The following is a 22,227-nucleotide window of genomic DNA, read 5'->3' on the forward strand; positions in this document are numbered from 1 at the left end:
ATTTTACACTCTTATTTTTTTTAGCGGCTGGCATAGTTATCACATTCAACTGGAGGTAATTATGAATGCTTTAATTTTAATCAGTTTATATATCAGCGATTTTTTTGAAATATATAGTTTTAGTATTACTTACGCCGGTTACTTTATGCTGTTATGTGTTTTTGTGTTATTTAGTAAAAACATAATTATAAATAAAACGATACACTTGGGGTATTAGTATGAGTTCACTTGACACGGTTGCTGAGCAAATCGATAAAGGGTTTTGGAAGTATGGACATTTAATTTTTACTGGCTTTTATTTGTTGCCAATTATGATTAACTTTGCAAATTTAACCGCAAACAACATTTTTATGTCCTTAGCTTTATATATTGCTTTTATTATGCTCTATGTAAAAGCAATAAATTGCCAAGATACCGATACTACTAAGTTAGTTATTGCTATGTTGTTAGTTTGTTTTAGTGCTACTTTTTATACCTCAGGCACACCGACATTATTTGGTTTCGTTGCCTATATTGTCGGTTATGCATATAGTAAACTGCAACGAATTTTTTCAGCGTTAGTGGTCATTTTAACTGTTCTATTAAGTGCATATATTGGCGATATTGCAAAAGTAGAATACTTTCTCGCTATATCTTTAATTTTATGTGCGGCCTTATTTAGCTACGGTATAGCTGCAAAAAGAGAGCAGCAATATAAAATCCGCGAGCAAGAAAACGCCACGCAATTAGAGCAATTAGCAGCAATTGCTGAACGCGAGCGTATTGCTCGCGATTTACATGATATTTTAGGTCATTCTCTTTCATCAATTGCTTTAAAAGCAGAGCTTGCTAATAAATTAAATCAAGGTGAGCGTTACACACAAGCAAATACTGAAATTGCCCAAGTTGCAGAGCTTGCAAGGCAGCTATTGAGTGATGTGAGAAGTGCTGTCAGTGATTTAAAACAGCTCAATCTTGCGAGTCAAATTTCCCAATTGAAACAAAGGCTAACCGAACAAGGTTTTGAGGCGGATTTTAACGTCAAGTTAAATGTGTTACCTGCAAAAGTAGAAGGTATCGCAAGTCTTATTATTAAGGAAGCTGTTACTAACTTACTACGCCATAGCAGCACCAAGAAATGCATCGTTAGCATAGCGCAAAATCAGCAGCAGTTAATAATCAATGTGATTGATCATGCACCATTTAGCTCAATAAAACCTGGAAATGGCTTAAATGGCATTAAAGAACGAGCAGAGCAGCTAGATGGTAAGGCTACATTTACCTGTGAGGATAACTTTAGTTTAAATGTAATGCTGCCTTTAACAGCGAAGGGGTTCTAATGATCAAGGTGTATTTAGTAGAAGATCAGGGGCTTGTGCGCGACGCAATCGCAGCATTATTAAGTCTAGATTTTAATATTGAGGTAATTGGTCAAGCAAGTAATGGGCAAGATGCATTAACAGCCATAAACGTGCTAGACAGTAACTCTCTTCCTGATATTATTTTAACCGATATCGAAATGCCTAGCATGAACGGCATCGAACTCAGTGAGCAAATTGCATCAAAATACCCTGCTATAAAAATAGTTATTATGACCACCTTTTCGCGAGCGGGTTATATTAGGCGTTCTTTAAGTGCTGGCGTTAAGGGCTTTATTTTAAAAGAAGCCCCGAGCGATGAATTAATTAGCGCGCTTAAAAAAGTAATGCACGGGCAAAAGGTTATTGATCCTGAGCTTGCTATTAACGCATTAGATGATACTGATCCGCTGACAGATAAAGAACGAAAAGCATTACAACTCTCAAGTGAAGGGTTGAAAACAGCCGATATTGCCGCAAGGTTATACTTAAGCGAGGGCACGGTACGTAATTACTTATCAGACGCTATTGCTAAATTAAATGCCATAAACCGAGTAGATGCAGCGCGTATAGCCAAACAAAAAGGTTGGTTATAACGCCGTAATAAGCTGTTTAAAGCAAGTAAAAGCGCTTTCTTAAAAGTTTCATAGCTTTTGCCTGTCTCATTGATCGGTTATGGGTTAAAATAACATCATAACCAATTAACAAGATAGTGAATGTCAAACCAAGATCCTAATCTCAGTCGAGAACAAGAAAAGTACGAAAACCCTGTCCCAAGTCGTGAGTTTATACTTACTCATATAAAAGACCGTGCCAAGCCTGCTAATTTTCATCAATTATGTGAGGAGTTAGCGGTAAACGATGATGAGCGTCAAATTGCTTTTAAGCGTCGTTTACGTGCCATGGAGCGTGATGGTCAACTGTTCTTTAATAAATTTAAATGCTACGCCTTAATTGATGAAGCTGGGCTTGTTAAAGGCAAAGTAATCGGTCACCGTGACGGGTTTGGCTTTTTAGAAGTCGAAGGCGAAAGTAAAGACTGGTTTATTGCCAAGCATCAAATGAGTTCGGTGCTGCATGGCGACATAGTACTGGCTAAAGGCACCAAACGAGGCTCCGGCGGCAAGTGCGATGCGCGTATTATTAAAGTGCTGACTGGCGAGCGAGCACCAATTGTAGGTCGCTATTTTGTTGAGCACGGCATAGCAGTGGTGGTGGCGGAAGATCCACGTATCACCCAAGATATTATTATTTTGCCGGGCAGTGAAAACGGCGCACGTCACAACCAAATGGTGCAAGTGCAAATTACCCAAAACCCTAACCGTAATATGAATGCGGTAGGGAAAATCATTGATGTACTGGGTGAGCATTTAGCCCCTGGTATGGAAATTGAAGTGGCACTGCGTAATCACGATATCCCGCATGTATGGCCAGAAGCGGTTGAAAAGCAGGTTGAACACTTAGGTGAGTTTGTCGAAGAAGGTGACAAGCAAAATCGAGTTGATTTACGTGATTTACCATTGGTTACGATTGATGGTGAAGATGCTCGCGATTTTGATGATGCGGTGTATTGTGAGCCTGTTGAATCGGGTGGTTGGCGGTTATGGGTAGCGATTGCTGATGTATCCCATTATGTCGCAATGAATACCCCACTTAATGCCGAGGCAATCGAACGTGGTAACTCAGTGTATTTCCCTGAACAAGTTATTCCTATGCTGCCAAAAGTATTGTCCAATGGCTTGTGTTCATTAAATCCAAAAGTTGACCGTTTATGTATGGTCGCAGAAATGCTGGTATCGGCTGAAGGTAAATTATCAGGCTATCGCTTTTACGAAGCGGTGATGAATTCGCATGCGCGCTTAACCTACACCAAAGTAAACGCTATTTTACAAGGTGATGAGAAGTTACGTACTGAATACGCACCGGTCGTGCCACATTTAACTGATTTACAGCAAATGTATATGGCATTAAAAGCCGCCCGCCAAGAGCGCGGAGCGATTGAGTTTGAAACCCTTGAAACACGTTTTGTATTTAACGCTCAGCGTAAGATTGAATCTATAGTGCCGGTGCTGCGTAATGACGCCCACAAGCTGATTGAAGAATGTATGATTTTAGCCAATGTGTCTGCGGCTAAAATGCTTGAAAAACACGAAGCCAGCGCGCTTTATCGTGTTCATGCTGAACCAGATGGAGAAAAACTGGCTAACTTTAGACAGTTTTTATCAGAGTTGGGTATTGAATCAACACTCAGTGATGAGCCAACACCAAAAGAAATTACCCATGTGTTAGCCAAGCTTGGCGACCGCCCTGATGCTGAACTTATCCAAACTATGCTACTGCGTTCGATGAAGCAGGCAGTATATCAAGCTGAAAACATCGGTCACTTTGGTTTGTCATTAGGTGAATATGCACATTTCACCTCGCCAATTCGTCGTTACCCAGATTTAGTCGTACATCGTGCGATTAAAGGCATTTTGAAAGCCCAAGGTATGGTTACGTCGGGTGCGTATGTTTATAGTGACGAAGAAGTCGCGCAATTGGGCGAGCAGTGTTCGAATACGGAGCGTCGTGCAGATGACGCAACCCGTGAAGTAGCTGATTGGCTGAAATGTGAATACATGCAAGATCATGTGGGCGACGAATTTGAAGGAGTGATCTCATCGGTTACTAACTTTGGTTTGTTTATTCGCTTAGCTGATTTACAAATTGATGGCCTTATCCATGTCACTAATTTAGGCGATGAGTATTTTCAATATGATGGCGCTAAACATTGCTTGATTGGTGAGCATTCTCGTAAAGTTCATCGTTTAGGCGATAAAGTCACGGTTCAGGTGGCATCGGTAAGCTTAGATGAGCGTCGCATCAATTTAACGCTCAGTGGCGATGTTGCACAAGACAGATACGCGCGTCGTCGTGGTGATGCAAAAGGGCATCAGCCGGCAAGTGTTCGTTCGCAGCTAAAACGTGGCAAAATACCAGGTAAAAAAGCTGACGCGAAAGAGCCTGGTGAACTTAGCGGTCGTTCTGATCAGGGAAAACCAAAGCCAAAAAAAAACAGTGCCAGTCGAGGTAAAAAGAAGCCTACAGGAAAATCAGCGGATGCTGGCACTACAACGACTGCAAAAAAACCAAAGAGAAAGGCCGTGAAAAAGCCGAAAAGACCCGGCAAAAATGCCCGTAAAAGTAAGAGTTCAGGAGCAAGTGATACGTGAGTAATGAATTAATTTTTGGCTTTCACTCTGTTGAAGCAATTTTCGCAAGTGAGCCTGAGCGTTTTATTGAAATTTATGCCCTAAAAGGACGTGATGATAAACGCTTATCTCCAATTATTGAAGAAGCGCGTAAATTTGGTATATCAGTGCAGTTTATGCAGCGCAAAGCCCTTGATAACAAATCAAAGGGTGAGCAGCATCAAGGCATTATTGCTAATGTTATCGCAGCTCCGACTTTTAACGAAAAAGATTTGGATGCAATCATTGCGCGTGAAGAAACGCCATTTTTACTGGTTCTCGATGGCATAACAGATCCGCATAATTTAGGTGCTTGCTTACGTAGTGCAGACGCTGCCGGTGTTCACGCCATTATTGTGCCAAAAGATAAATCAGCAAAACTAAATGGCACAGCGCGTAAAGTTGCCTGTGGTGCAGCTGAGACAGTACCGCTGATCCAAGTCACCAATCTTGCCCGTACTTTACGTGAAATTAAAGATGCCGGTGTTTGGGTTGTTGGTACTGCTGGCGAAACCGATGTGCATGTATTTGATGCCAATCTGACCGGGCCTATGGCGATTGTTATGGGCGCTGAAGGTGAAGGTATGCGCCGCTTAACGCGCGAACATTGTGATGTGTTAGTTAAAATCCCAATGGCGGGCACTGTTTCAAGCTTAAACGTATCTGTAGCAACAGGTATTTGTTTATTTGAAGTACTGCGTCAGAGAAATACGACACAGCCATAAAAGAAAAGCTTTAAGCTTGTAGCCGTCAGTTTAGAGATAAAATTTGAAACCATGCTTGACTTAATAAGCATGGTTTTTCTTTTTGAGCTGATAGCTGATTTTTCAACTTACCACTTAAAGCTAAAAACCTACTTGCTTAATTTTCCGACTAAGCGTAAAATGCGCGCTCATTTCGGCCTATTTAATATTAATTCCTTGCCTTAAACCGACCGGCTGAAACGGTAGAAGGCTCTATTAACCGTAAGGAATATCCATGCGTCATTACGAAATCGTATTCATGGTTCACCCAGATCAGAGTGAGCAAGTTTCTGGTATGATCGAACGTTATACTGGTTCTATCACTGAAGCTGGTGGTGTTATCCACCGTCTTGAAGACTGGGGCCGCCGTCAACTGGCATACCCAATCAACAAGCTTCATAAAGCTCATTATGTTCTTATGAACGTTGAAGCACCTACTGAAGTAATCAGCGAGCTAGAAACTACTTTCCGCTACAACGATGCAGTGCTTCGTAACTTAGTTATGCGTACTAAAGACGCTGTAACTGAAGCATCTCCTCTTGTAAGAGAAGAGAAGAAAGAAGCACCAGCTGCTTAATTGTTTTGAGTCCAAGCATGGCGCTTGATCAGCGAGAATTTTAAGGTAAACCATATGGTCAGTCCTTTTATGAATCAGCTGGTTATTTCTGGGGTTGTTTGTAAAACACCTAAGTTTAGCCAAAGCCCTGCTGGTATCCCGCATTGTATTTTTGTTGTAGAACACAAATCAATGCAAGTTGAAGCAGACCTTAACCGTAATAGTTATGTTCGGCTTCAAGTGGTTGCTAGTGGTAAGCAAATGCAACAACAGACTCAACATTTGCACGTTGGGCAGGCATTGCAAGTGAGCGGTTTTTTAAATCGTCACGAAGGTCGTAACGGCCTTAGCCAATTGGTTTTGCATGCTCAGCATATAGAAAGAATTATTTGAGGAATTTATCTCATGGCACGTTATTTCAGACGTCGTAAGTTCTGCCGCTTTAAAGCGGAAGGCGTACAACAAATCGATTATAAAGATCTAGCTACTCTTAGAAACTATGTTACAGAAAGTGGCAAAATCGTACCTAGCCGTATTACAGGTACTAGCGCTAAATACCAGCGCCAGCTAGCAACTGCTATCAAGCGTGCTCGCTACTTAGCCCTTCTTCCATACACTGACTTACATAAGTAAGCAGCGGATTAACACGTTTTTAAAAGGTGTAGAAACATGCAAGTTATTCTACTAGATAAGATCGCTAACCTAGGTGGCCTAGGTGACCAGGTTGTAGTTAAATCTGGCTTCGCACGTAACTTCCTTTTCCCACAAGGTAAGGCAGTTCCTGCAACTAAAGCTAACGTTGAAACTTTTGACGCACGTCGTGCTGAGCTTGAAGCGAAAATCGCTGACCAGCTTGTTGCTGCACAAGCACGCGCTGATAAGCTTGAAGCATTAGCTGAAGTTACATTAGTATCTAAAGCCGGTGACGAAGGTAAGTTATTCGGTTCTATCGGTACTCGCGACATCGCTGACGCTATCTCAGCTGTTGGTGTTGAAGTTGCTAAGTCAGAAGTTCGTTTACCTCTAGGTACTATCCGTGAGACTGGCGAATTTGACGTATCAATCGCAGTTCATTCAGAAGTAACGGCTACTATCAAAGTAATCGTAATCGCTGAAGCTTAATTTTTAATTAAGCGAAAAAAGCCGTGCTGAAAAGTACGGCTTTTTTGTTTATTATTATCATCCATATCACTAGCTAGCATATCATTTTCCACATAAATATTGATTTAAGTCCCTTTTTTAGGTTTTTATCTGGTATTGTTTGATCTAAAATAAAAACTAATTATTTATACCTATTAAAATGTAGCGACATTGTAATTAGATTACAGATTGTTGACAGTGACAGCGCTGTCACTGTATATTGTTTGTGCACTGGGCATAGTGTTAAGGATGTAAAAATTGAAAGAGCAGATGATGAGAAGTACGAAGCTTTTTTCTGGTTTCACATTAATCGAGTTATTAATAGTCGTAGCTATTCTAGGTATTTTATACAGTGTAGCTATGCCTTCATATATTGAGCATATGGAGCGTAGTCGCCGTGCCGATATTCAACAAGTTATGTTGCAACATGGTGCAGTATTAGAGCGTATTTATTCACGTAATGGTGGTTATCCAAACGCTTTTGATACGGCAACAAATACAGATTTTTATACTTTTACTTATAAAGCGCTAAACCGTGTTAGTGGTGCTGCAGCGGATGCTAATTTTAAAAGTCGTGCATTTACATTAACTGCAACCCCAAAAATCGGTTCTGCCCAAGCAGGAGATCGCTGTGGTGCATTAGTGATTAAGCATGATGGCACACAATCAGCTGATGCTAATAGTTGCTGGGAGTAACAATGACTAGAACAGCCGGTTTTACATTAGTGGAGTTGATGATTGTGGTTGGGATCGTTGCGATTATGGCGGTATTAGCGTTTCCTTCTTTTAGCCAGCAAATCATGCAAGATCGGGTTATTACCACCGCAAATCAGCTCAATAGTGTGTATAAATATGCGCGCAGTGAGGCGGTAAAACGTGATCGTGAGATTAAGCTAGTGGTAAGTGGCGATAAATGGCAGGTAACAGCAGCTGTTGATGGTGTTGATACAGTATTAAAAGAATTCGTCATCCAACATCATGGTGTAACGGTTGGTTTAGTTGATCGTACCGTGTGGTCAAGTGGCGAAATCTCTGCGGCGAGCGAGATTTTAATTAAAGATGACAATGATAAAACGGTAGATTATTACTTGTGCATTTTAAAAAGTGGCCAAAATTGGTTAGCTGAAAAATCAGTAGCATGTGCATAATGATTAAACAAAGTGGCTTTTCATTATTAGAAGTGATGCTGTCGGTTGTTATCGCCGGTATTGCTTTACTTGGGTTGGCAGCAGCTCAGCTCAAATCGCTACAATATGCTACCAACAGTTTTAATTACACAGCATCGCTGGTGCAAGGGCAAAATACTTTAGAGCGTATTTGGCCTCGCTTGTGTGAGTTACAAACGACGAATCCGGCTTTATTCACGGATGCTAACTTTCGTGCCTCTTTAGCCCCGCAAATCGATGATTATCAGCTGAGCTTGCCTGCGGCGTATGCGCATGATATGCAAATTGCAGTTTCATGGGCTGATGAGCGGATCAAGCAACAAGATCCTGCTCAATTAGAAAATCAAATTACCTTAAATGCTAGTTACCCTGAGCTACCAGTTGGGTGTATTTGATGATGGCAATTTATCGTCAGCGAGGTTATACCCTTGTAGAACTGATGGTGGCTCTAGCCGCTGGTTCATTCCTACTAGCTGGAGTTAGCCTTTCATACTCAGCTATTAAAGGCACGATTTCAGTTAGTAAAGAGCTTGAAAATGCGCAAGAAGTAATACGTTACACAAGTAAGGTTTTTACGCGTAGCATTAAACAAACACCAAGCGCACCTTTGGTTGCAGCAGATGGCTCGGTAATTACTGTTACTCAGCCAGCTGGGGTTATCACCTGTAATGGCAGTGTATCAACAGCTGATATAAATGAAGTTTATAGCCTAGTAGGCAATAATTTAATGTGTACATTAGGAGCAGCTCCAGCAGAGCGGTTATTGACGGGAGTCGCCCAGTTGAGTTTTGCAATTGATAATAACATTGTCACTATTCATGTTGGCCCAGAGAATTTACCTGCGCAATTTGGAGACACTATTGCCATTGATATTGCGGTCTCTAATGTTATTTTAAACAATGCTTTTGGTGGTGTGTAATGGCTAAAAAACAAAGTGGTTTTACGCTTGTAACAGTACTTATCCTCACCAGTATGGCGAGTATTGTGGTACTTAATTCATTGCGTGAAAATATTATTCAAGAGCGTATGAGTGGCAATTTTCAAAAGAAAATAAATAGCCGGTTACTCGCTGAAAAAGGTATTTTCGAAGAAGCTAAGTTATTACAGCAAGCTTTTTCAGATGATAAAAGCTTAGATATCGATGGCTTGATCGCAGCGACAGGCACAGCATCAGGGCGCGGTTTGATTGGCGAAGATGCAACTTATAATGCCAGTATTAGTAAAAATGCTGCTGGAGAGCTAGAAATCATCAGCTTGGGTGAGCGTTATGGTGGTGATGCACAAAGTAATTTAGTCGCACGGTTTGGATTTACGCCAGGAAATAGTCTGACTCCTTACTCAGATGCAATCATTGGTTGTCGCGGTGTGTCATTGGGGGGATCGGGGAAAATAACTAGCTATGACTCTACTGATGCAACGTATGTTGGTAATGATGCTGATGTGAGAACTACAGTTCACAATGCAGATGTAACATTAAGTGGTACAGGAACAATTAAAGGAAGCGTAGCCTCTACAGGTTCTATTGTTGTAAGTTCTTCACAATCTGTTGAAGGGGATTTATGGGCAAATAAAGATATTCGCTTCCCGTCAGGAACAAGTGCATGGAATACAAAAATCAATGGTAATATTTTTGCCAATGGAAACATCCAACTTAAAGATATGACGGTGAACGGCTATGTTCGCACTGAACAAGACTTAACCTTAAATAATGGTGTTCATGTAAACCAGAGTAATGCTGAGCTTGCTGATATCCTTTATGGTGGCAGTTTACTAAGCTCTGCTAGTTATACGAATAATTCTGTAGTAAAAACTTTATCAAGCAGCGCTTATGTTGAAGGTTTGAAAGTACCTAATGTTGCAGGTTTAGATCCCGATGATCCAGATAGCATACCTACATATGCGAAAGATAAATGCGATCCATTGAATATTAGTACTTTAAGCGAATTAAATGCATTTGGACCTTTCCCTGATTTACTTTTAACTAAAAATACGAAAAAAATTCAAATTAACGAAGATAAAGCTATTTTTACTGATAATGGAACGGTTACTGAATACCTTGCAAAAGACGCTAACGTGTTAGGTGCTAAACAAGAAAACATGTACTTTTTTAATGATTTAACTATAAATGGTGGCAGCTTAGATGCATTGTTAGCTGGCGATAGCAATCAGAAAATCGGCATTTATATTGCGGGTGATTTTTCAATTACTGGCAGTGGAGAGTCTCATTTTAAAATACATAAAGGGGTGAGTCTAAGCCTTTATGTAATGGGGAAAATACATATTCGAAAGAGCCCAGTTGTTGAACAAACTGTTGTAAAGTTAACACCTTCAGATGCATATGCGTTGAATATTTTTTCAGGGTATAAATCTGGCGATGGTGCTTTGTCATGTAAAAAGAAAGATGGCGCAAATGATAAATTTGGTATTTATATCGCCTCTAACGCTGATATGTTCGCGACAATTTATTCTCCCTTAACTGATGTTAGAGTTGATGCCGGAGCTCGTTATACCGGTTCTATCCGCGGAGGCAGCGTATCAAATTGCGGTAATGGTGAAACGAGATACGATGTTGCATTAAAAAACATGACTTCAGGTGGTGGCTCAAATGGTGGAGCTAAAATTACCTTTTTAGGCTGGTCATATAAAGCACCGGAAAACACCACTGAAGGGCCCGAAGAAGATCCCCCAGAAGCAACGTTATAAAACCACTTGATAAAACGGCTAACTGATAAGTTAGCCGTTTTTTGTTAAAAATAATTTTATGTCATTTAAACCTTTTTACTTACATCTCACGTCTAACTATTCAAGAAACTTAAAATTCTGAAAGATCGTATTTCCTGAGTGCTTAGGTATACTCATTTCATAATAATAATCATAAAGGGACAACATCAACGATGTTGATAGATGCAAAACATGCTTTTACACAGCTAAGCGAAGATGCACTTATTACCCGTGTAAAAAGCGGTGATCAAAATGCTTATGCTGCACTTTATGAATTACATGTAAAGCGGGTTTATGGATTGTGCTTACGGTTACTCGCAGATCGCGAACATGCCGAAGATGCAACTCAAGAAGTATTTGTGCAGCTGTGGCATAAAATCGCTAGCTTTGAAGGGCAGTCACAGTTTTCAACTTGGCTGCACAGTGTCACCAGTAATATTGCGATTAGCTATTTACGTAAACATAAAAATTGGTTGCAAAAAGTAGTGAGCTTCGAGCAAAGCGGTATGGGTGAACAAAGCGCAACAGATTGCCAAGGTCTAAATGGACTCGACAAGTTAGTATTACGACTACCTGAGCGAGCTCGTATGGTATTTGTGCTGCACGCCATTGAAGGTTATCGCCATGAAGAGATTGCCACTATGTTAGGAATGGCAGTGGGTTCTAGTAAGTCGCAATTTCATCGCGCCCGTCAGTTATTAAAAGAGTGGTATGAAAATGAGTAAGCCTAATTTTGAAACATTTTTAGCTGAGTCAATCAATAACACTGAGTCAGAGATCACACCACAAAAAGATTTATGGCCAGGTATCGAAAAAGCATTAACGCATGCTCCACAAGCGCAAGGTAAAGCTGCGCTGTGGCCTAAATTAGCGGGTGTGGCAGCATGCTCGGTGGCGGCTTTATTAACCGTGCAGTTGCTGTTTTCCGGCTCTGAGCCTGCGACAAGTGTGGTGATGAGTGACTATTTTACCCAGCAAAAACAAACCTTGTTGGTGCAATATCAAAATCAGCCTGCATTGACAGATAACTGGCAACAGCAATTAACAGAATTAGAGGACGCTGAGCGGGCAATAAAGCAAGCACTCGACAATGAGCCTGAGAATCCAGCGTTATTAAAAATGCTCGCACAGGTTTATCAGCAGCAATTAGATCTAATCAATAAGGTGCATGCACCGAAGTGGCAACAAATTTAGGAGTATCAACCATGAAAACATTACTATTAGCACTAACTTTATTGCCGTTTTTCGCCTCTGCTGGTGAGAAAATCAATGAACAAATTGAGGTGCCCGCTAATAAGCGTATTTTTATAGATAACCAACGCGGTGATGTACGTATTGAGGGCTGGGATAAATCACAATTACAGATCACCGGTGAGCTTGATGATAAAGCACAAGGATATCGTTTAGAAGTGGCAGGGGACCGTATCGAATTTATCGTTAAAATGCCGCGTAACAATAATAACGGTTGGAATAGTGGCGATGGTTCTCAATTAGTTATTTATATGCCAAAGAGCAGCGAACTTGAATTTACCGGTGTTAACGCCACTATCAGTGCTAAAAATTTGATCGCCGGGGCTGATATTGATGTCGTTAATGGTGATATTAACTTACAAAACATCAGTGGCAATATTAGTGTGGATACCGTTAATGGTGATGTCAGTGCGGTAGGCTTAAAAGGTGATATACGCTATGAAACCGTAAACGGCGAAATTAATGACAAAGACTCACAAGGCACGCTGCGCTTTACTGCTGTCAATGGTGATATTAAATCCAAAACAGCAGCTCAAGAAGTTCGCTTAGAGAATGTTAATGGCGATATCGACTTTGCTTTTCAGGCATTAAAAAGCTTACGTATTAGCACGGTAAATGGTGAGAGTGAAATACATATTAATGAATTACTAAAAGGTGCGCAAATTACTTATGAATCTGTTAGTGGCGATGCCGATTTTTACTTCCCGACGGATGTTTCTGCGCGGTTTGAAATTGAAGCGCATGCCAATGGTAAAATTATTAATGAGTTGAGTGACGATAAAGTTAAAAAAGCGAAATATGGGCCATCAAGTGAATTGGAGTTTGCGGTTAATGGTGGTGATGCTGATATTGAAATAGACACTATCAGTGGGCGCATAGAATTACGTAAGCAAAAGTAATCTCCCGTAGCAAAGTAGGAAAAGAAATCCTGCTTTGCTCTTTGCACAACGTAGCCAAGTAGATAGAATAGAGGCCATTCATTGTTAGTATTGCGAAGTTATGGCTAAACCAGATAAACAAGTCGACACTCTTAAAGTTCCTCCTCATTCCATTGAAGCAGAGCAATCTGTTTTAGGTGGCTTAATGCTTGATAATCAAGCCTTTGACCGTGTTGCCGAGTTGGTAGTTTCGCAAGATTTCTATACACGTACCCATAAGCTTATTTTTGAAGCCATGGTCGAGCTTGCTGAAATAGGCGATCCAATCGATTTGATCACCATATCAGAGAGCTTAGAGAAAAAGAATTTACTCAGTGGTATCGGTGGTTTTGCTTATTTAGCTGAAATTGCTAAAAATACGCCAAGTGCGGCGAACATCGACGCCTATGCGAATATCGTACGCGAACGTGCTGTGGTACGTGAAATGATTGGCGTTGCCAATGAAATAGCCGAAGCAGGTTTCAATCCGGAAGGGCGCACCAGCCACGATTTACTCGACTTTGCAGAGAGTAAAGTGTTTAAAATTGCTGAGCAGCGGACAAAAAGTAATGATGGTCCGCAAAGTATTCACAGCATTTTAGAAAAAACAGTCGATAAAATCGAAGAGTTGTACCAATCGCCACAAGATGGTGTGACGGGGGTAAGTACCGGTTATGCCGATCTAGATAAAATGACCACTGGTTTGCAGCCATCAGATTTAATCATTGTGGCCGCCCGTCCGTCGATGGGTAAAACCACATTTGCGATGAACTTAGCTGAACATGCCGCAATGACACAAGATAAGCCTGTGCTTATTTACTCATTAGAAATGCCCTCGGAGCAGATTATGATGAGGATGTTGGCATCCCTTGGTCGAATTAATCAGACCAAAGTGCGCACCGGTCAATTGGATGATGACGATTGGGCGCGTCTTTCATCAACTATGGGGCTACTGATGGAAAAAGGAAAGATGTATGTTGATGATGCATCAGGTCTAACTCCAACAGATGTTCGCTCACGTGCGCGTCGTATTGCTCGTGATCACGGTGGGATAAGTATGATCATGGTCGATTACTTGCAGCTAATGCGCGTTCCCAGCCTCTCTGATAACCGTACTTTAGAAATTGCTGAAATCTCACGGTCACTTAAATCATTAGCAAAAGAACTCCAATGCCCAGTCGTAGCACTGTCGCAGCTAAACCGTACTCTAGAGCAGCGTGCCGATAAACGCCCAATTAACTCCGACTTACGTGAATCAGGCTCTATCGAGCAGGATGCCGATTTAATCATGTTTATCTACCGCGACGAAGTATATAACGAAGACAGTACTGAGAAAGGGATTGCTGAAATTATCATAGGTAAACAACGTAATGGTCCAATTGGTAAAGTACGTTTAACTTTCCAAGGTCAGTTCTCGCGTTTTGATAATTACGCCGGACCTGCTGTAGACGACGATTACTGATGCGTTTAGCTATTGCCGAAATTAACTTACAAGCACTTGCTCATAATTTAGCGCAAGTGCGACAGTTTGCGCCTAATAGTAAAGTTATGGCGGTATTAAAAGCCAATGCTTATGGCCATGGTTTAGTGAAAATAGCGCAGCACCTTAATGATGCTGACGCATTTGCAGTGGCACGAATAGATGAAGCTCTAGCACTGCGGGCGGGTGGGCTGACCAAGCCTATTGTGTTGCTGGAAGGTTTTTTCCATCAAGATGATTTGCCGATTTTATTAGCCAATAACTTTCAAACCATTATCCATGATGAAAATCAGCTCAGGGCACTTGAAAATGCAAAGCTCGATGAACCAATCAGTTGCTGGTTAAAAATCAATACCGGTATGCATCGTTTAGGGATTGCACCAACGCAGTTGAATGATTTTTATCAGCGCTTGCAAGCGACGAATAACGCTAAAGATACAATCAATTTAATGACGCACTTTTCCAGTGCCGATGATGTTAATGATCCCAAAACAGCTGAGCAAATTGCTTTGTTTGATTCATTAGTGCAAGGCAAACAACAAGCACATTGTTTAGCAAATTCGGCTGGTATTATAGCTTGGCCTGCAGGTCATGGCGACTGGGTGCGTCCAGGCTTGATGATGTATGGTGTATCACCACTGCTTAACACTTCTGGCAAAGACCATCAGCTGAAGCCAGTGATGCGCTTAACCACTAAGGTCATTGCAATTCGCGATGTTGATGCCGCGCAAGGTGTTGGTTATGGTGGTTGTTGGCAAAGTGCTCAGCCGACTAAGCTTGCAGTGGTTGCCATGGGCTATGGTGATGGTTATCCGCGTCATGCTAGACATGGCACACCTGTAGTGATTGCTGGCAAACGTTATGGTATTGCTGGCAACATCTCTATGGATATGATCAGTGTTGATATTGGTGCAAATGCTGATGGCATCAAAGTCGGCGATGAGGTGGTAATGTGGGGCCCAGAATTACCCGTTGAAGAAATCGCCCAATGTGCCACGACAATCCCTTACGAGTTAGTCTGTAATATTACCCCACGGGTAAGCTATGAATATTTAGAGTAATGCTAAGCGTTACTCTTTGATAAAATACACATCGCTAAAACCCATGCGAGCAAACTCTTCATCACGAAAATTACGCACTGCCGCTGAGCCTTTTGAAGTCATAGCAATTTGCTGTTCCATCTTTAAATAATTTGTTAAATCAATCCCTTCAGCCGCAGCAATAGCCTGATACATATCACGGTATTTATCTTTTGCAAAATTAATTTCGCGAGGCTGATTTTTAAATTTGTACGTAATGCGTCGTGCCATGAGTCACTCATAAAATAATTTAATTGCGTTAATTTTACACCTTCTTCGACATCCGCTCTACCTTTGAATGACTTGTAGCTTAGCTCAAGTTACAATAACGGTCATATTTTTAAATAAACCAAGGAATTGTCATGAAATTATCTGTAGAGATCAGTAAGTACCCACTTCATCAAGATTATATCCCATTTATTAAGGGGTTTATTGATCGCTTAAATGAATATGACGATTTAAAAGTAATAACAAATACCTTGTCGACGCAAATTTTTGGTGATTACGATTTAGTAATGTCTGTGCTTAGTACTGAGATAAAGCGTTCATACGAAGAGTTTGGCAAAGCTATTTTTGTTTGTAAATTCCTCAATGGTGATCTCTCTCCCCAATAGCAGCTAAAGCCTTAGTGGATCAATTATGGAATTTATTACAGAAACTCTCGCAGGGTTTACTGCAATGTCGCACTGGGAATATATCGCAGTGGCGCTCTCTATGGCATATTTGCTATTAGCAATAAAAGAAAACCTGTGGTGTTGGCCTGCAGCATTTTTTAGCACCCTTATTTATACCATAATGTATTGGAATGGTGCTTTATTAATGGAATCGCTATTGCATTTTTACTATATGTATATGGCGGTTTATGGGTGGGTAATATGGCGAAAAGGCGACGCTAATAAACATCAATTAGTGATTACCTCATGGCGCTTGCATCAACACTTATTCATCATTATTGCGACTTCGATTGTGGCATTAATATTTGGTTATGTTATGAACAATCATACCCATGCAGACTTTGCTTATTTAGATAGTTTTACAACCTGTTTTGCTGTTGTTACAACGTATTTAGTCGCAAAAAAAGTACTGGAAAATTGGCTGTATTGGATTGTTATTGATGCGGCTTCGATGTACTTGTATTACGAGAAAGGCTACTACCCAACATTAGCGCTGTTTATTTTTTACACCATAATGGCAGCATGGGGGTTTAAAACCTGGTATGAAGAGTACGAGCAAAATCAAGCTAAGCCTTTGGCGCAATTATAAGAAGCAGTATGACAGGTAAAGAAATTAGCGGCATTTTTGCCGCTTTTGATCCACAACTAAAGGTATTGAGCAATGAGCGGCTATTTAGCGGTTTAAGTAACGATAACTTTTTAGTGCGTACTGCACAGCAGGCTTTTTTATTAAAGTGCTATCGCGAGCATTGGCCAGTGCAGGGCTTGGCAGCACAAACTGTATTTGCGCAGCAGCAGGTATGCCCCAAACCACTGTGGACTGATGAAGTTAACAAGCTGGCGATTTTTGAATACCTAGAGGGGGATATTGCACAAGGGGATTACACTTTAGAGTTGCTGCAAAAGTTGATTGCTTTTCATTGCCATGATGTTGTTACTGAGGCGATGGATATAAAGTATGAGCTGGATTTTTATAAACAAACTCGCTTATATCAGCAATATCAAGCAAGCGTTGAGGATGCATTAAAGCAAATCGCGTTATTACCCCGTGATGAAGGTTTTTGCCATAATGATTTAGTAAAAGAAAACATTATTGTGAATAGCCAAGGCATGTTTTTAATTGACTTTGAGTACGCTAAAAGTAATGACGTATACTTCGATTTAGCAGCACTAACTGTTAGCTTTGCGTTGAATGATAAGCAAAAAAATAGCTTACTTTCAAACTACCAACAGCAATTGCCTGCTATTCAAAAATTTCACTATTCACTGCAAAAGCTTGAATGCTATCAGTTGGTGTTTTTAGTGTTGTGTATTTGTTGGTATAGCGCACGCTCAGTCGATAATAAAGTGACTGAGTTGCGTACGCAGTTGGATTGTTTGATTAGCTCAATGGATCATCGTTAAAGACCACCAAAACGCGCCGCAAGTTCTTTGTATTTTGCAACTTCATCTGCATCAAATAGTGGTTCGCCGTTTTCATCAACAGATTTCGATATTAATAAACTTTCCCGGGCAAGACGCTTTACACGTTCAACTTTAACCCCTAAAAACTCCGCTACTTGCTCGGTTGACATTAAACTCATAGATACTTCCTCATGTTAAACCTTTTACAAGCGCCTTAAAAAGTCGTTAAACGGGCATTTATATGTTGCAAAATGGTTAGTGATTTTTATTAAGTATAATTTAATAGCTGTTTTTTGCTTGCTTGTGAAGTAATTTATTATAATTTGCTGAATTATTAAGCATCTAAGCGATAGAAGCTAGCATTTAATTGCATATGCCTTTATTATTGCTCGGCCTAAGCACTGATATCGCGAGTTGGTGTGGTGGCACAAATGTGCTCTCGTGGTGAAATGGATATCACGTGGCCCTCCGGAGGCTGAGTTGTAGGTTCGATCCCTACCGAGAGCGCCATTTGCAATAATGCCCAGCCTTTCATCAAAGGCAATCAATACTAACTCTCTATCTTACTCCACAGTGTTTGCCCTCAATCACACTCTTTTAGTACTCATGATGTAAATAAACCCCTACCAATATTTAGAATTAATTAAATTGCACAAGTGGTAAAACTGACAACTGGACTATACTCATAATTCATTATCTTAGGGAATTGTATTATGCACTACAGCTCGCCTCCATTAAAAATGGGGGGATTACAGTTTCATGTCCTTTTGCATATTAAGTAAGTCGAGCACAGTTGTTATTAGGCAATGCCTGTGAGTGTTGTGTTAAATGAGCTCTTTAGCAAAGGGTACTCTGGAGATTGAATGAATATTAAAACCCGTATTCTGGTGTTTGTCATTTTGTTTGAGATATTGGCTTATTCAACCCTACAGTTATTCAACACGCTAATTTACAAAGAATCTTTGGATGAATTTAAGCAAAATGAAATTCAGGCTGTGTTTAATGGCACTATTTCCCGTATCAATCATCTTACAGAACAAATGCAAGGTCATGCGATCGATCTGGCTCTAAGCGGTGAACAGTTATACTTTCTGCGTCATCAAAAATCTACTCCCATGGCTGATATCAAGGAACTGGCTCAGCGCACGTTACAAAACAAGTTTACTAGTTTTGAGCAAGCTATGGGCGGAGGGCTTTGGTATCAACCCCAGGTACTGGATGAGCAGTATCGTTATTTTGGCCCATATGTATATAAAGAAAATAAACAGCTGCAATTTACGTGGGATCTCAATACACCACAGTACGATTATTTTTCTCAGGATTGGTACCAGCTTGCTGAACAGCAAGGGTGGGGATTAAACCAATCCAGCTATCGTCCAATATTTTGGACTAACCCTTATTACGATGATGCAGGCTCATTCTCGTTGATGATGACTATAGATGCGGTGATGCTTGACGATAACCGCAGTCCGATTGGTATGGCGACGCTCGACTGGTCTTTAGCTGAGTTAAGTGAGTTTTTAGTCAGCATTAAAGTGACCGAAAATGCACAATCATTTTTATTTCACCGGGATTCTGAGTTAATTATTGGCTTTACAGACAAGCCTCAAACGGTACAGCAGTTGACCGATGACTTTCCTTGGGCGGCAACATTAGTAGCTCAAAGTCGGTTAAGTAAGGTCAATAGCTTTGGGTTTGAGCAGCTAGCAATTGAAGATAAGTATATTTTTTATCAGCTTAGTGAGAGCGGTTTTATCTTTGGCTCATTAGTTCCTAAAAATGATTTAAGTAAACAAGTTGATAAAGTGTCTTCTTGGGCTTTAATCACAGGCAGTGGCATAGGGCTCGGCTTTATTATACTGATGATTTTTATCCTCAAAGCTTTGTTTAGCCCTTTTGATCAGGTATTAAATATCATAAAAAGCTCTATTCGTTATGGTAGTAATAAGCAAGTTAATCTACTGCCAGTTGAGTATGCTAAACGCAATGAGTTTACCCCAATTATTACTGCTTTAAATGATGTGTACTTACAAGTAAAAAGCTACGTCAGTGAGATTGAAGATGCGAATACCAAGTTGATGTCTTCACAGCAACAAGTAAAACAGTTAAATGCGGTACTTGAGCGTAAAGTGGCTCTGCGTACTGCTGAGCTTGAGACTAAGACCAAAGAAGCAACATTATCGCTGGAACAGCTAAAACGTACTCAGCAACAGTTAATTGAAAATGAAAAGCATGCGTCGTTAGGACGATTAGTTGCTGGAGTTGCTCATCAAATAAATACCCCATTGGGCATTTGCGTCACGGCTGCATCAGTACTGGAAAGCACCTCGAAAACTATTCATGGCAAAGCGGCTGCGGGTAACATGTCGAGAGAGGAGTTTAATCAGGCCTATGCTCATATAATACAAAGCACAGAGTTATTGAGCGTGAATCTCCACAGAGCTACCAATCTAATCAATAACTTTAAACAAGTTGCGGTAGACAACGATACACAGGAAAATCGCTGGTTTAACTTAGGTGAGTATATCGATAATATTCTGCTGTCAATCCACTCACGTGTTGACCAAACGCCTCATAAAGTTAAATGCCAATACCAGCAAGAAATTCGTTTTTTTGCCTCACCAAGTGCATTCTCGCAAATTTTAGGGCAGCTAGTGGAAAATGCCTTAGTTTACGCTTTTGATGATTCAACGCCTGGGGAGGTGAACATTACAGTGAGTAAACATGATGAACAACTTCAGCTGATAATCAGCGATAATGGTAAAGGCATGCCAGAAGATGTCCGCAAGCAAGTATTTGACCCGTTCTTTTCTACGAATAACGCACAACTGAGTTTAGGTTTGGGGTTGCACATTGTTTATAATTTAGTAATACATAAACTAGCCGGTACGATAGAGTGCCAGAGTCAATTAGGTGCTGGCACTACTTTTATCATTACTATACCAATCAATGTAGTTGAACAACCGTGAGTATTTTTAAAGCCATTTTTTATTTTTGAAGTAAACGCCGATGGCACCGGTGATCACGACTAAAAATATAACAAAAAAACTAAATGCGTAAGGGCTCTCTGTACCAGGGATACCGCCTACATTTACGCCAAGTAAACCGGTTAAAAATCCTAGCGGTAAAAACAGTGCCGCAACCACCGACATCACATACATACGCTGATTTAATTGTTCGGAAACCTGATTAGTAATGGTTTGTTGAATAATTTGCGCACGTTCAATAGAGCTATCTAATTCTTCAATAAAGCGGATCAGTAGATTGGTGGTTTCGTTTAACTTGGCTTTGTCGTTTTCACTAAGCCAGCTGTATTTGTTTGCCATTAAAGTACTGAGCGCTTCTTTTTGTGGCCTTAAGTAGCGTTTTAAACCAATTGATTGACGGCGTAACTGCGACAGTCCTTGGTTATCAAAGCGCTTGGTCGGCTCGTCAATTTCATCTTCAAAAATATCGAGAGTGTCATCTAAACCATCAATTACCCCTTGCATACGTGAGGTAAGATTTTGTGTAAGTTGGCAAACTAATTCAGAAATGCTAACTGGCCCAGTTTTTTCTTCCAGTGCAGCTAAAATATCTTGGACTGAAAGTAAACGGCGTTTTCGGGTAGTGACCACTACATTTTCATTGATAAATAAACGAATTGAGACCATGTCTTCAGGGCTTTGTGCAGGATTTAAATTCACGCCTCGTAAAAACAACATACAACCGTTAGTTACTTTGGTGATACGAGGGCGTGTTTCATCGGCTGTTAATGATGCAAGTTCATAATCAGTCAACAATTCACTGTTTTGTAACCAATCTATGGCTTCACTTTGGCTATAATCAAGATGAACCCACAATTTACCTTGCTCAGGCTGCCAGTTATGTAGGTCTGCGCTATTATCAATTGTGCGTGCGCCGCCTTGTTCATCAAGTATAAGTGCGTGTAGTAAACCATTGAACATAGTAAATTCTCATTAATCCTGTATGTTAATATAGTTGACTATTGAGTGACTTAGGTCAATTAAATTAGCTTATCATTTGGATAAAATTATTTCATTTGTGTTTTTATCCGTGTAGCGTATAAGACAGTTTTTTATTAAAGGGCACATTTATGACGGCAAAGATAATTGTTGGTTGGCGTGAGTGGTTAAGTTTACCTGAGCTTGGCATTAATCAAATTAAGGCTAAGATTGATACGGGCGCCCGTACGTCATGTATTCATGCTCTTAATATTGAAGAATATGAGCGAGAAGGCGAAAAGTGGGTTAAATTTATTGCTCAGCCTTTGCAAGAAGATGAGCACACTCAAATTGAGTGTGATGCTAAAGTAAAAAAGATGAAATATGTAACCAGCTCAAGTGGGCAGCGTGAGTTGCGGTATTTTATTGAGACTAAGCTCTGCGCTGGTGATAAAAGTTGGCCAATAGAAGTCACTTTGACCAGCCGAGCGAGTATGAAGTTTAGAATGTTATTAGGGCGCACAGCCATGGAAAATCGTATAGTCGTTGATCCGGCTTTATCTCATTTATTAGATAGTTAAGGTT

26 protein-coding genes and 1 tRNA gene are annotated in these 22,227 nt (G+C 40.5%); 24 read left to right on the forward strand and 3 right to left on the reverse strand.

All coding sequences use genetic code 11. The features are described from left to right. Positions 1-218: 218 nt before the first annotated feature. The 18 genes from PSR9079_RS04840 (at position 219) to alr (ending at position 15,602) form a co-directional block, all read left to right on the forward strand. On the forward strand, positions 219-1,319 hold the full coding sequence (locus PSR9079_RS04840; protein WP_149980631.1) for a sensor histidine kinase: 1,101 nt from the start codon (positions 219-221) through the stop codon (positions 1,317-1,319). After that, positions 1,319-1,933, forward strand: coding sequence for a response regulator transcription factor (locus tag PSR9079_RS04845; RefSeq protein WP_149980632.1), 615 nt, complete (start codon positions 1,319-1,321; stop codon positions 1,931-1,933). The genes PSR9079_RS04840 and PSR9079_RS04845 overlap by 1 nt, the downstream gene beginning before the upstream one ends. 120 nt (positions 1,934-2,053) lie before the next feature. Next, a complete protein-coding gene (gene rnr / locus PSR9079_RS04850) occupies positions 2,054-4,549 on the forward strand; it encodes a ribonuclease R (RefSeq protein ID WP_149980633.1) in 2,496 nt (831 codons plus the stop codon). Next, positions 4,546-5,292: a 23S rRNA (guanosine(2251)-2'-O)-methyltransferase RlmB gene (gene rlmB, locus PSR9079_RS04855; protein WP_145236971.1), complete on the forward strand. Its 747-nt coding sequence runs from the start codon at positions 4,546-4,548 to the stop codon at positions 5,290-5,292. Before rnr ends, rlmB begins: the two co-directional genes overlap by 4 nt. Positions 5,293-5,545: 253 nt before the next feature. Then, positions 5,546-5,887, forward strand: coding sequence for a 30S ribosomal protein S6 (gene rpsF / locus PSR9079_RS04860; RefSeq protein WP_145236974.1), 342 nt, complete (start codon positions 5,546-5,548; stop codon positions 5,885-5,887). A gap of 54 nt (positions 5,888-5,941) precedes the next feature. Then, a complete protein-coding gene (gene priB, locus PSR9079_RS04865; protein WP_145236977.1) occupies positions 5,942-6,259 on the forward strand; it encodes a primosomal replication protein N in 318 nt (105 codons plus the stop codon). Between the two features lie 12 nt (positions 6,260-6,271). Continuing rightward, the gene (gene rpsR, locus PSR9079_RS04870; RefSeq protein ID WP_002962753.1) at positions 6,272-6,499 is read left to right on the forward strand and encodes a 30S ribosomal protein S18; all 228 of its coding nucleotides are present in this window, start codon (positions 6,272-6,274) and stop codon (positions 6,497-6,499) included. Between the two features lie 36 nt (positions 6,500-6,535). Continuing rightward, positions 6,536-6,988 (forward strand): 50S ribosomal protein L9, encoded by a 453-nt coding sequence (gene rplI, locus PSR9079_RS04875; protein ID WP_145236982.1) that lies wholly within the window; start codon positions 6,536-6,538, stop codon positions 6,986-6,988. A gap of 288 nt (positions 6,989-7,276) precedes the next feature. Continuing rightward, positions 7,277-7,702 carry a type IV pilin protein gene (locus PSR9079_RS04880; RefSeq protein ID WP_145236988.1) on the forward strand — a complete coding sequence of 142 codons (426 nt, stop codon included), beginning with the start codon at positions 7,277-7,279 and terminating at the stop codon, positions 7,700-7,702. A gap of 2 nt (positions 7,703-7,704) precedes the next feature. Next, the gene (locus PSR9079_RS04885) at positions 7,705-8,154 is read left to right on the forward strand and encodes a GspH/FimT family pseudopilin (protein WP_145236992.1); all 450 of its coding nucleotides are present in this window, start codon (positions 7,705-7,707) and stop codon (positions 8,152-8,154) included. After that, positions 8,154-8,567 carry a type IV pilus modification PilV family protein gene (locus tag PSR9079_RS04890; protein ID WP_149980634.1) on the forward strand — a complete coding sequence of 138 codons (414 nt, stop codon included), beginning with the start codon at positions 8,154-8,156 and terminating at the stop codon, positions 8,565-8,567. The genes PSR9079_RS04885 and PSR9079_RS04890 overlap by 1 nt, the downstream gene beginning before the upstream one ends. Beyond that, entirely contained in the window at positions 8,567-9,091 is a 525-nt protein-coding gene (locus PSR9079_RS04895) for a PilW family protein (RefSeq protein ID WP_149980635.1), read from the forward strand. The genes PSR9079_RS04890 and PSR9079_RS04895 overlap by 1 nt, the downstream gene beginning before the upstream one ends. After that, positions 9,091-10,875: a pilus assembly PilX family protein gene (locus PSR9079_RS04900; protein WP_149980636.1), complete on the forward strand. Its 1,785-nt coding sequence runs from the start codon at positions 9,091-9,093 to the stop codon at positions 10,873-10,875. The genes PSR9079_RS04895 and PSR9079_RS04900 overlap by 1 nt, the downstream gene beginning before the upstream one ends. Positions 10,876-11,066: 191 nt before the next feature. After that, the gene (locus tag PSR9079_RS04905; RefSeq protein WP_149980637.1) at positions 11,067-11,618 is read left to right on the forward strand and encodes an RNA polymerase sigma factor; all 552 of its coding nucleotides are present in this window, start codon (positions 11,067-11,069) and stop codon (positions 11,616-11,618) included. Continuing rightward, the gene (locus PSR9079_RS04910; protein WP_149980638.1) at positions 11,605-12,087 is read left to right on the forward strand and encodes a hypothetical protein; all 483 of its coding nucleotides are present in this window, start codon (positions 11,605-11,607) and stop codon (positions 12,085-12,087) included. The genes PSR9079_RS04905 and PSR9079_RS04910 overlap by 14 nt, the downstream gene beginning before the upstream one ends. Before the next feature lie 11 nt (positions 12,088-12,098). Continuing rightward, positions 12,099-13,043: a DUF4097 family beta strand repeat-containing protein gene (locus tag PSR9079_RS04915; protein WP_149980639.1), complete on the forward strand. Its 945-nt coding sequence runs from the start codon at positions 12,099-12,101 to the stop codon at positions 13,041-13,043. 100 nt (positions 13,044-13,143) lie between these two features. Beyond that, the gene (dnaB, locus tag PSR9079_RS04920) at positions 13,144-14,523 is read left to right on the forward strand and encodes a replicative DNA helicase (protein WP_145237015.1); all 1,380 of its coding nucleotides are present in this window, start codon (positions 13,144-13,146) and stop codon (positions 14,521-14,523) included. Then, on the forward strand, positions 14,523-15,602 hold the full coding sequence (alr, locus tag PSR9079_RS04925; RefSeq protein ID WP_149980640.1) for an alanine racemase: 1,080 nt from the start codon (positions 14,523-14,525) through the stop codon (positions 15,600-15,602). The genes dnaB and alr overlap by 1 nt, the downstream gene beginning before the upstream one ends. Before the next feature lie 9 nt (positions 15,603-15,611). Here alr and PSR9079_RS04930 read toward each other — a convergent pair whose 3' ends face one another. Then, positions 15,612-15,851, reverse strand: a complete 240-nt coding sequence (locus PSR9079_RS04930) for a DUF2960 domain-containing protein (protein ID WP_145237021.1) — start codon at positions 15,849-15,851, stop codon at positions 15,612-15,614. Positions 15,852-15,982: 131 nt separating this feature from the next. On the opposite strand from PSR9079_RS04930, the gene PSR9079_RS04935 reads away from it, so the two are divergent. From PSR9079_RS04935 to PSR9079_RS04945, 3 genes are read left to right on the forward strand one after another with little or no spacing between them, the layout of a single operon-like run. Further along, complete coding sequence (locus PSR9079_RS04935; protein ID WP_145237024.1) at positions 15,983-16,234, forward strand: hypothetical protein; 252 nt, start codon at positions 15,983-15,985, stop codon at positions 16,232-16,234. A 25-nt stretch (positions 16,235-16,259) separates the two neighbouring features. Beyond that, positions 16,260-16,883 (forward strand): nicotinamide riboside transporter PnuC, encoded by a 624-nt coding sequence (gene pnuC, locus PSR9079_RS04940; protein ID WP_149980641.1) that lies wholly within the window; start codon positions 16,260-16,262, stop codon positions 16,881-16,883. Positions 16,884-16,891: 8 nt separating this feature from the next. Then, positions 16,892-17,698, forward strand: a complete 807-nt coding sequence (locus PSR9079_RS04945) for a phosphotransferase (RefSeq protein WP_149980642.1) — start codon at positions 16,892-16,894, stop codon at positions 17,696-17,698. On the opposite strand, the gene PSR9079_RS04950 is transcribed toward PSR9079_RS04945, so the two are convergent. After that, positions 17,695-17,877 carry a helix-turn-helix domain-containing protein gene (locus tag PSR9079_RS04950; RefSeq protein ID WP_145237033.1) on the reverse strand — a complete coding sequence of 61 codons (183 nt, stop codon included), beginning with the start codon at positions 17,875-17,877 and terminating at the stop codon, positions 17,695-17,697. The genes PSR9079_RS04945 and PSR9079_RS04950 overlap by 4 nt on opposite strands. 256 nt (positions 17,878-18,133) lie before the next feature. Between PSR9079_RS04950 and PSR9079_RS04955 the strand changes: the two genes are divergently transcribed. Together PSR9079_RS04955 and PSR9079_RS04960 are read left to right on the forward strand one after the other, a co-directional pair. Next, positions 18,134-18,208: transfer RNA gene (locus tag PSR9079_RS04955), tRNA-Arg, on the forward strand. A gap of 353 nt (positions 18,209-18,561) precedes the next feature. Next, entirely contained in the window at positions 18,562-20,667 is a 2,106-nt protein-coding gene (locus tag PSR9079_RS04960) for an ATP-binding response regulator (RefSeq protein WP_149980643.1), read from the forward strand. Positions 20,668-20,673: 6 nt separating this feature from the next. On the opposite strand, the gene PSR9079_RS04965 is transcribed toward PSR9079_RS04960, so the two are convergent. Beyond that, positions 20,674-21,645 (reverse strand): zinc transporter ZntB, encoded by a 972-nt coding sequence (locus PSR9079_RS04965; protein ID WP_145237039.1) that lies wholly within the window; start codon positions 21,643-21,645, stop codon positions 20,674-20,676. A 149-nt stretch (positions 21,646-21,794) separates the two neighbouring features. Here PSR9079_RS04965 and PSR9079_RS04970 point away from each other — a divergent pair, with 149 nt between their 5' ends. Then, on the forward strand, positions 21,795-22,223 hold the full coding sequence (locus tag PSR9079_RS04970; protein WP_145237042.1) for an ATP-dependent zinc protease family protein: 429 nt from the start codon (positions 21,795-21,797) through the stop codon (positions 22,221-22,223). Positions 22,224-22,227 lie beyond the last annotated feature (4 nt).

It is taken from the genome of Pseudoalteromonas rhizosphaerae (assembly GCF_902498845.1).
Taxonomy (GTDB): Bacteria; Pseudomonadota; Gammaproteobacteria; order Enterobacterales; family Alteromonadaceae; genus Pseudoalteromonas; species Pseudoalteromonas rhizosphaerae.

Excerpts from the sequence above, each read along its gene's own strand:
- PSR9079_RS04840 (WP_149980631.1), top strand. The coding sequence starts at position 219 with ATGAGTTCACTTGACACGGTTGCTGAGCAAATCGATAAAGGGTTTTGG.
- PSR9079_RS04845 (WP_149980632.1), top strand. The coding sequence starts at position 1,319 with ATGATCAAGGTGTATTTAGTAGAAGATCAGGGGCTTGTGCGCGACGCA.
- rnr (WP_149980633.1), top strand. The coding sequence starts at position 2,054 with ATGTCAAACCAAGATCCTAATCTCAGTCGAGAACAAGAAAAGTACGAA.
- rpsF (WP_145236974.1), top strand. The coding sequence starts at position 5,546 with ATGCGTCATTACGAAATCGTATTCATGGTTCACCCAGATCAGAGTGAG.
- priB (WP_145236977.1), top strand. The coding sequence starts at position 5,942 with ATGGTCAGTCCTTTTATGAATCAGCTGGTTATTTCTGGGGTTGTTTGT.
- rpsR (WP_002962753.1), top strand. The coding sequence starts at position 6,272 with ATGGCACGTTATTTCAGACGTCGTAAGTTCTGCCGCTTTAAAGCGGAA.
- rplI (WP_145236982.1), top strand. The coding sequence starts at position 6,536 with ATGCAAGTTATTCTACTAGATAAGATCGCTAACCTAGGTGGCCTAGGT.
- PSR9079_RS04880 (WP_145236988.1), top strand. The coding sequence starts at position 7,277 with ATGATGAGAAGTACGAAGCTTTTTTCTGGTTTCACATTAATCGAGTTA.
- PSR9079_RS04885 (WP_145236992.1), top strand. The coding sequence starts at position 7,705 with ATGACTAGAACAGCCGGTTTTACATTAGTGGAGTTGATGATTGTGGTT.
- PSR9079_RS04890 (WP_149980634.1), top strand. The coding sequence starts at position 8,154 with ATGATTAAACAAAGTGGCTTTTCATTATTAGAAGTGATGCTGTCGGTT.
- PSR9079_RS04895 (WP_149980635.1), top strand. The coding sequence starts at position 8,567 with ATGATGGCAATTTATCGTCAGCGAGGTTATACCCTTGTAGAACTGATG.
- PSR9079_RS04900 (WP_149980636.1), top strand. The coding sequence starts at position 9,091 with ATGGCTAAAAAACAAAGTGGTTTTACGCTTGTAACAGTACTTATCCTC.
- PSR9079_RS04905 (WP_149980637.1), top strand. The coding sequence starts at position 11,067 with ATGTTGATAGATGCAAAACATGCTTTTACACAGCTAAGCGAAGATGCA.
- PSR9079_RS04910 (WP_149980638.1), top strand. The coding sequence starts at position 11,605 with ATGAAAATGAGTAAGCCTAATTTTGAAACATTTTTAGCTGAGTCAATC.
- PSR9079_RS04915 (WP_149980639.1), top strand. The coding sequence starts at position 12,099 with ATGAAAACATTACTATTAGCACTAACTTTATTGCCGTTTTTCGCCTCT.
- dnaB (WP_145237015.1), top strand. The coding sequence starts at position 13,144 with ATGGCTAAACCAGATAAACAAGTCGACACTCTTAAAGTTCCTCCTCAT.
- alr (WP_149980640.1), top strand. The coding sequence starts at position 14,523 with ATGCGTTTAGCTATTGCCGAAATTAACTTACAAGCACTTGCTCATAAT.
- PSR9079_RS04930 (WP_145237021.1), bottom strand. The coding sequence starts at position 15,851 with ATGGCACGACGCATTACGTACAAATTTAAAAATCAGCCTCGCGAAATT.
- PSR9079_RS04935 (WP_145237024.1), top strand. The coding sequence starts at position 15,983 with ATGAAATTATCTGTAGAGATCAGTAAGTACCCACTTCATCAAGATTAT.
- pnuC (WP_149980641.1), top strand. The coding sequence starts at position 16,260 with ATGGAATTTATTACAGAAACTCTCGCAGGGTTTACTGCAATGTCGCAC.
- PSR9079_RS04945 (WP_149980642.1), top strand. The coding sequence starts at position 16,892 with ATGACAGGTAAAGAAATTAGCGGCATTTTTGCCGCTTTTGATCCACAA.
- PSR9079_RS04950 (WP_145237033.1), bottom strand. The coding sequence starts at position 17,877 with ATGAGTTTAATGTCAACCGAGCAAGTAGCGGAGTTTTTAGGGGTTAAA.
- PSR9079_RS04960 (WP_149980643.1), top strand. The coding sequence starts at position 18,562 with ATGAATATTAAAACCCGTATTCTGGTGTTTGTCATTTTGTTTGAGATA.
- PSR9079_RS04965 (WP_145237039.1), bottom strand. The coding sequence starts at position 21,645 with ATGTTCAATGGTTTACTACACGCACTTATACTTGATGAACAAGGCGGC.
- PSR9079_RS04970 (WP_145237042.1), top strand. The coding sequence starts at position 21,795 with ATGACGGCAAAGATAATTGTTGGTTGGCGTGAGTGGTTAAGTTTACCT.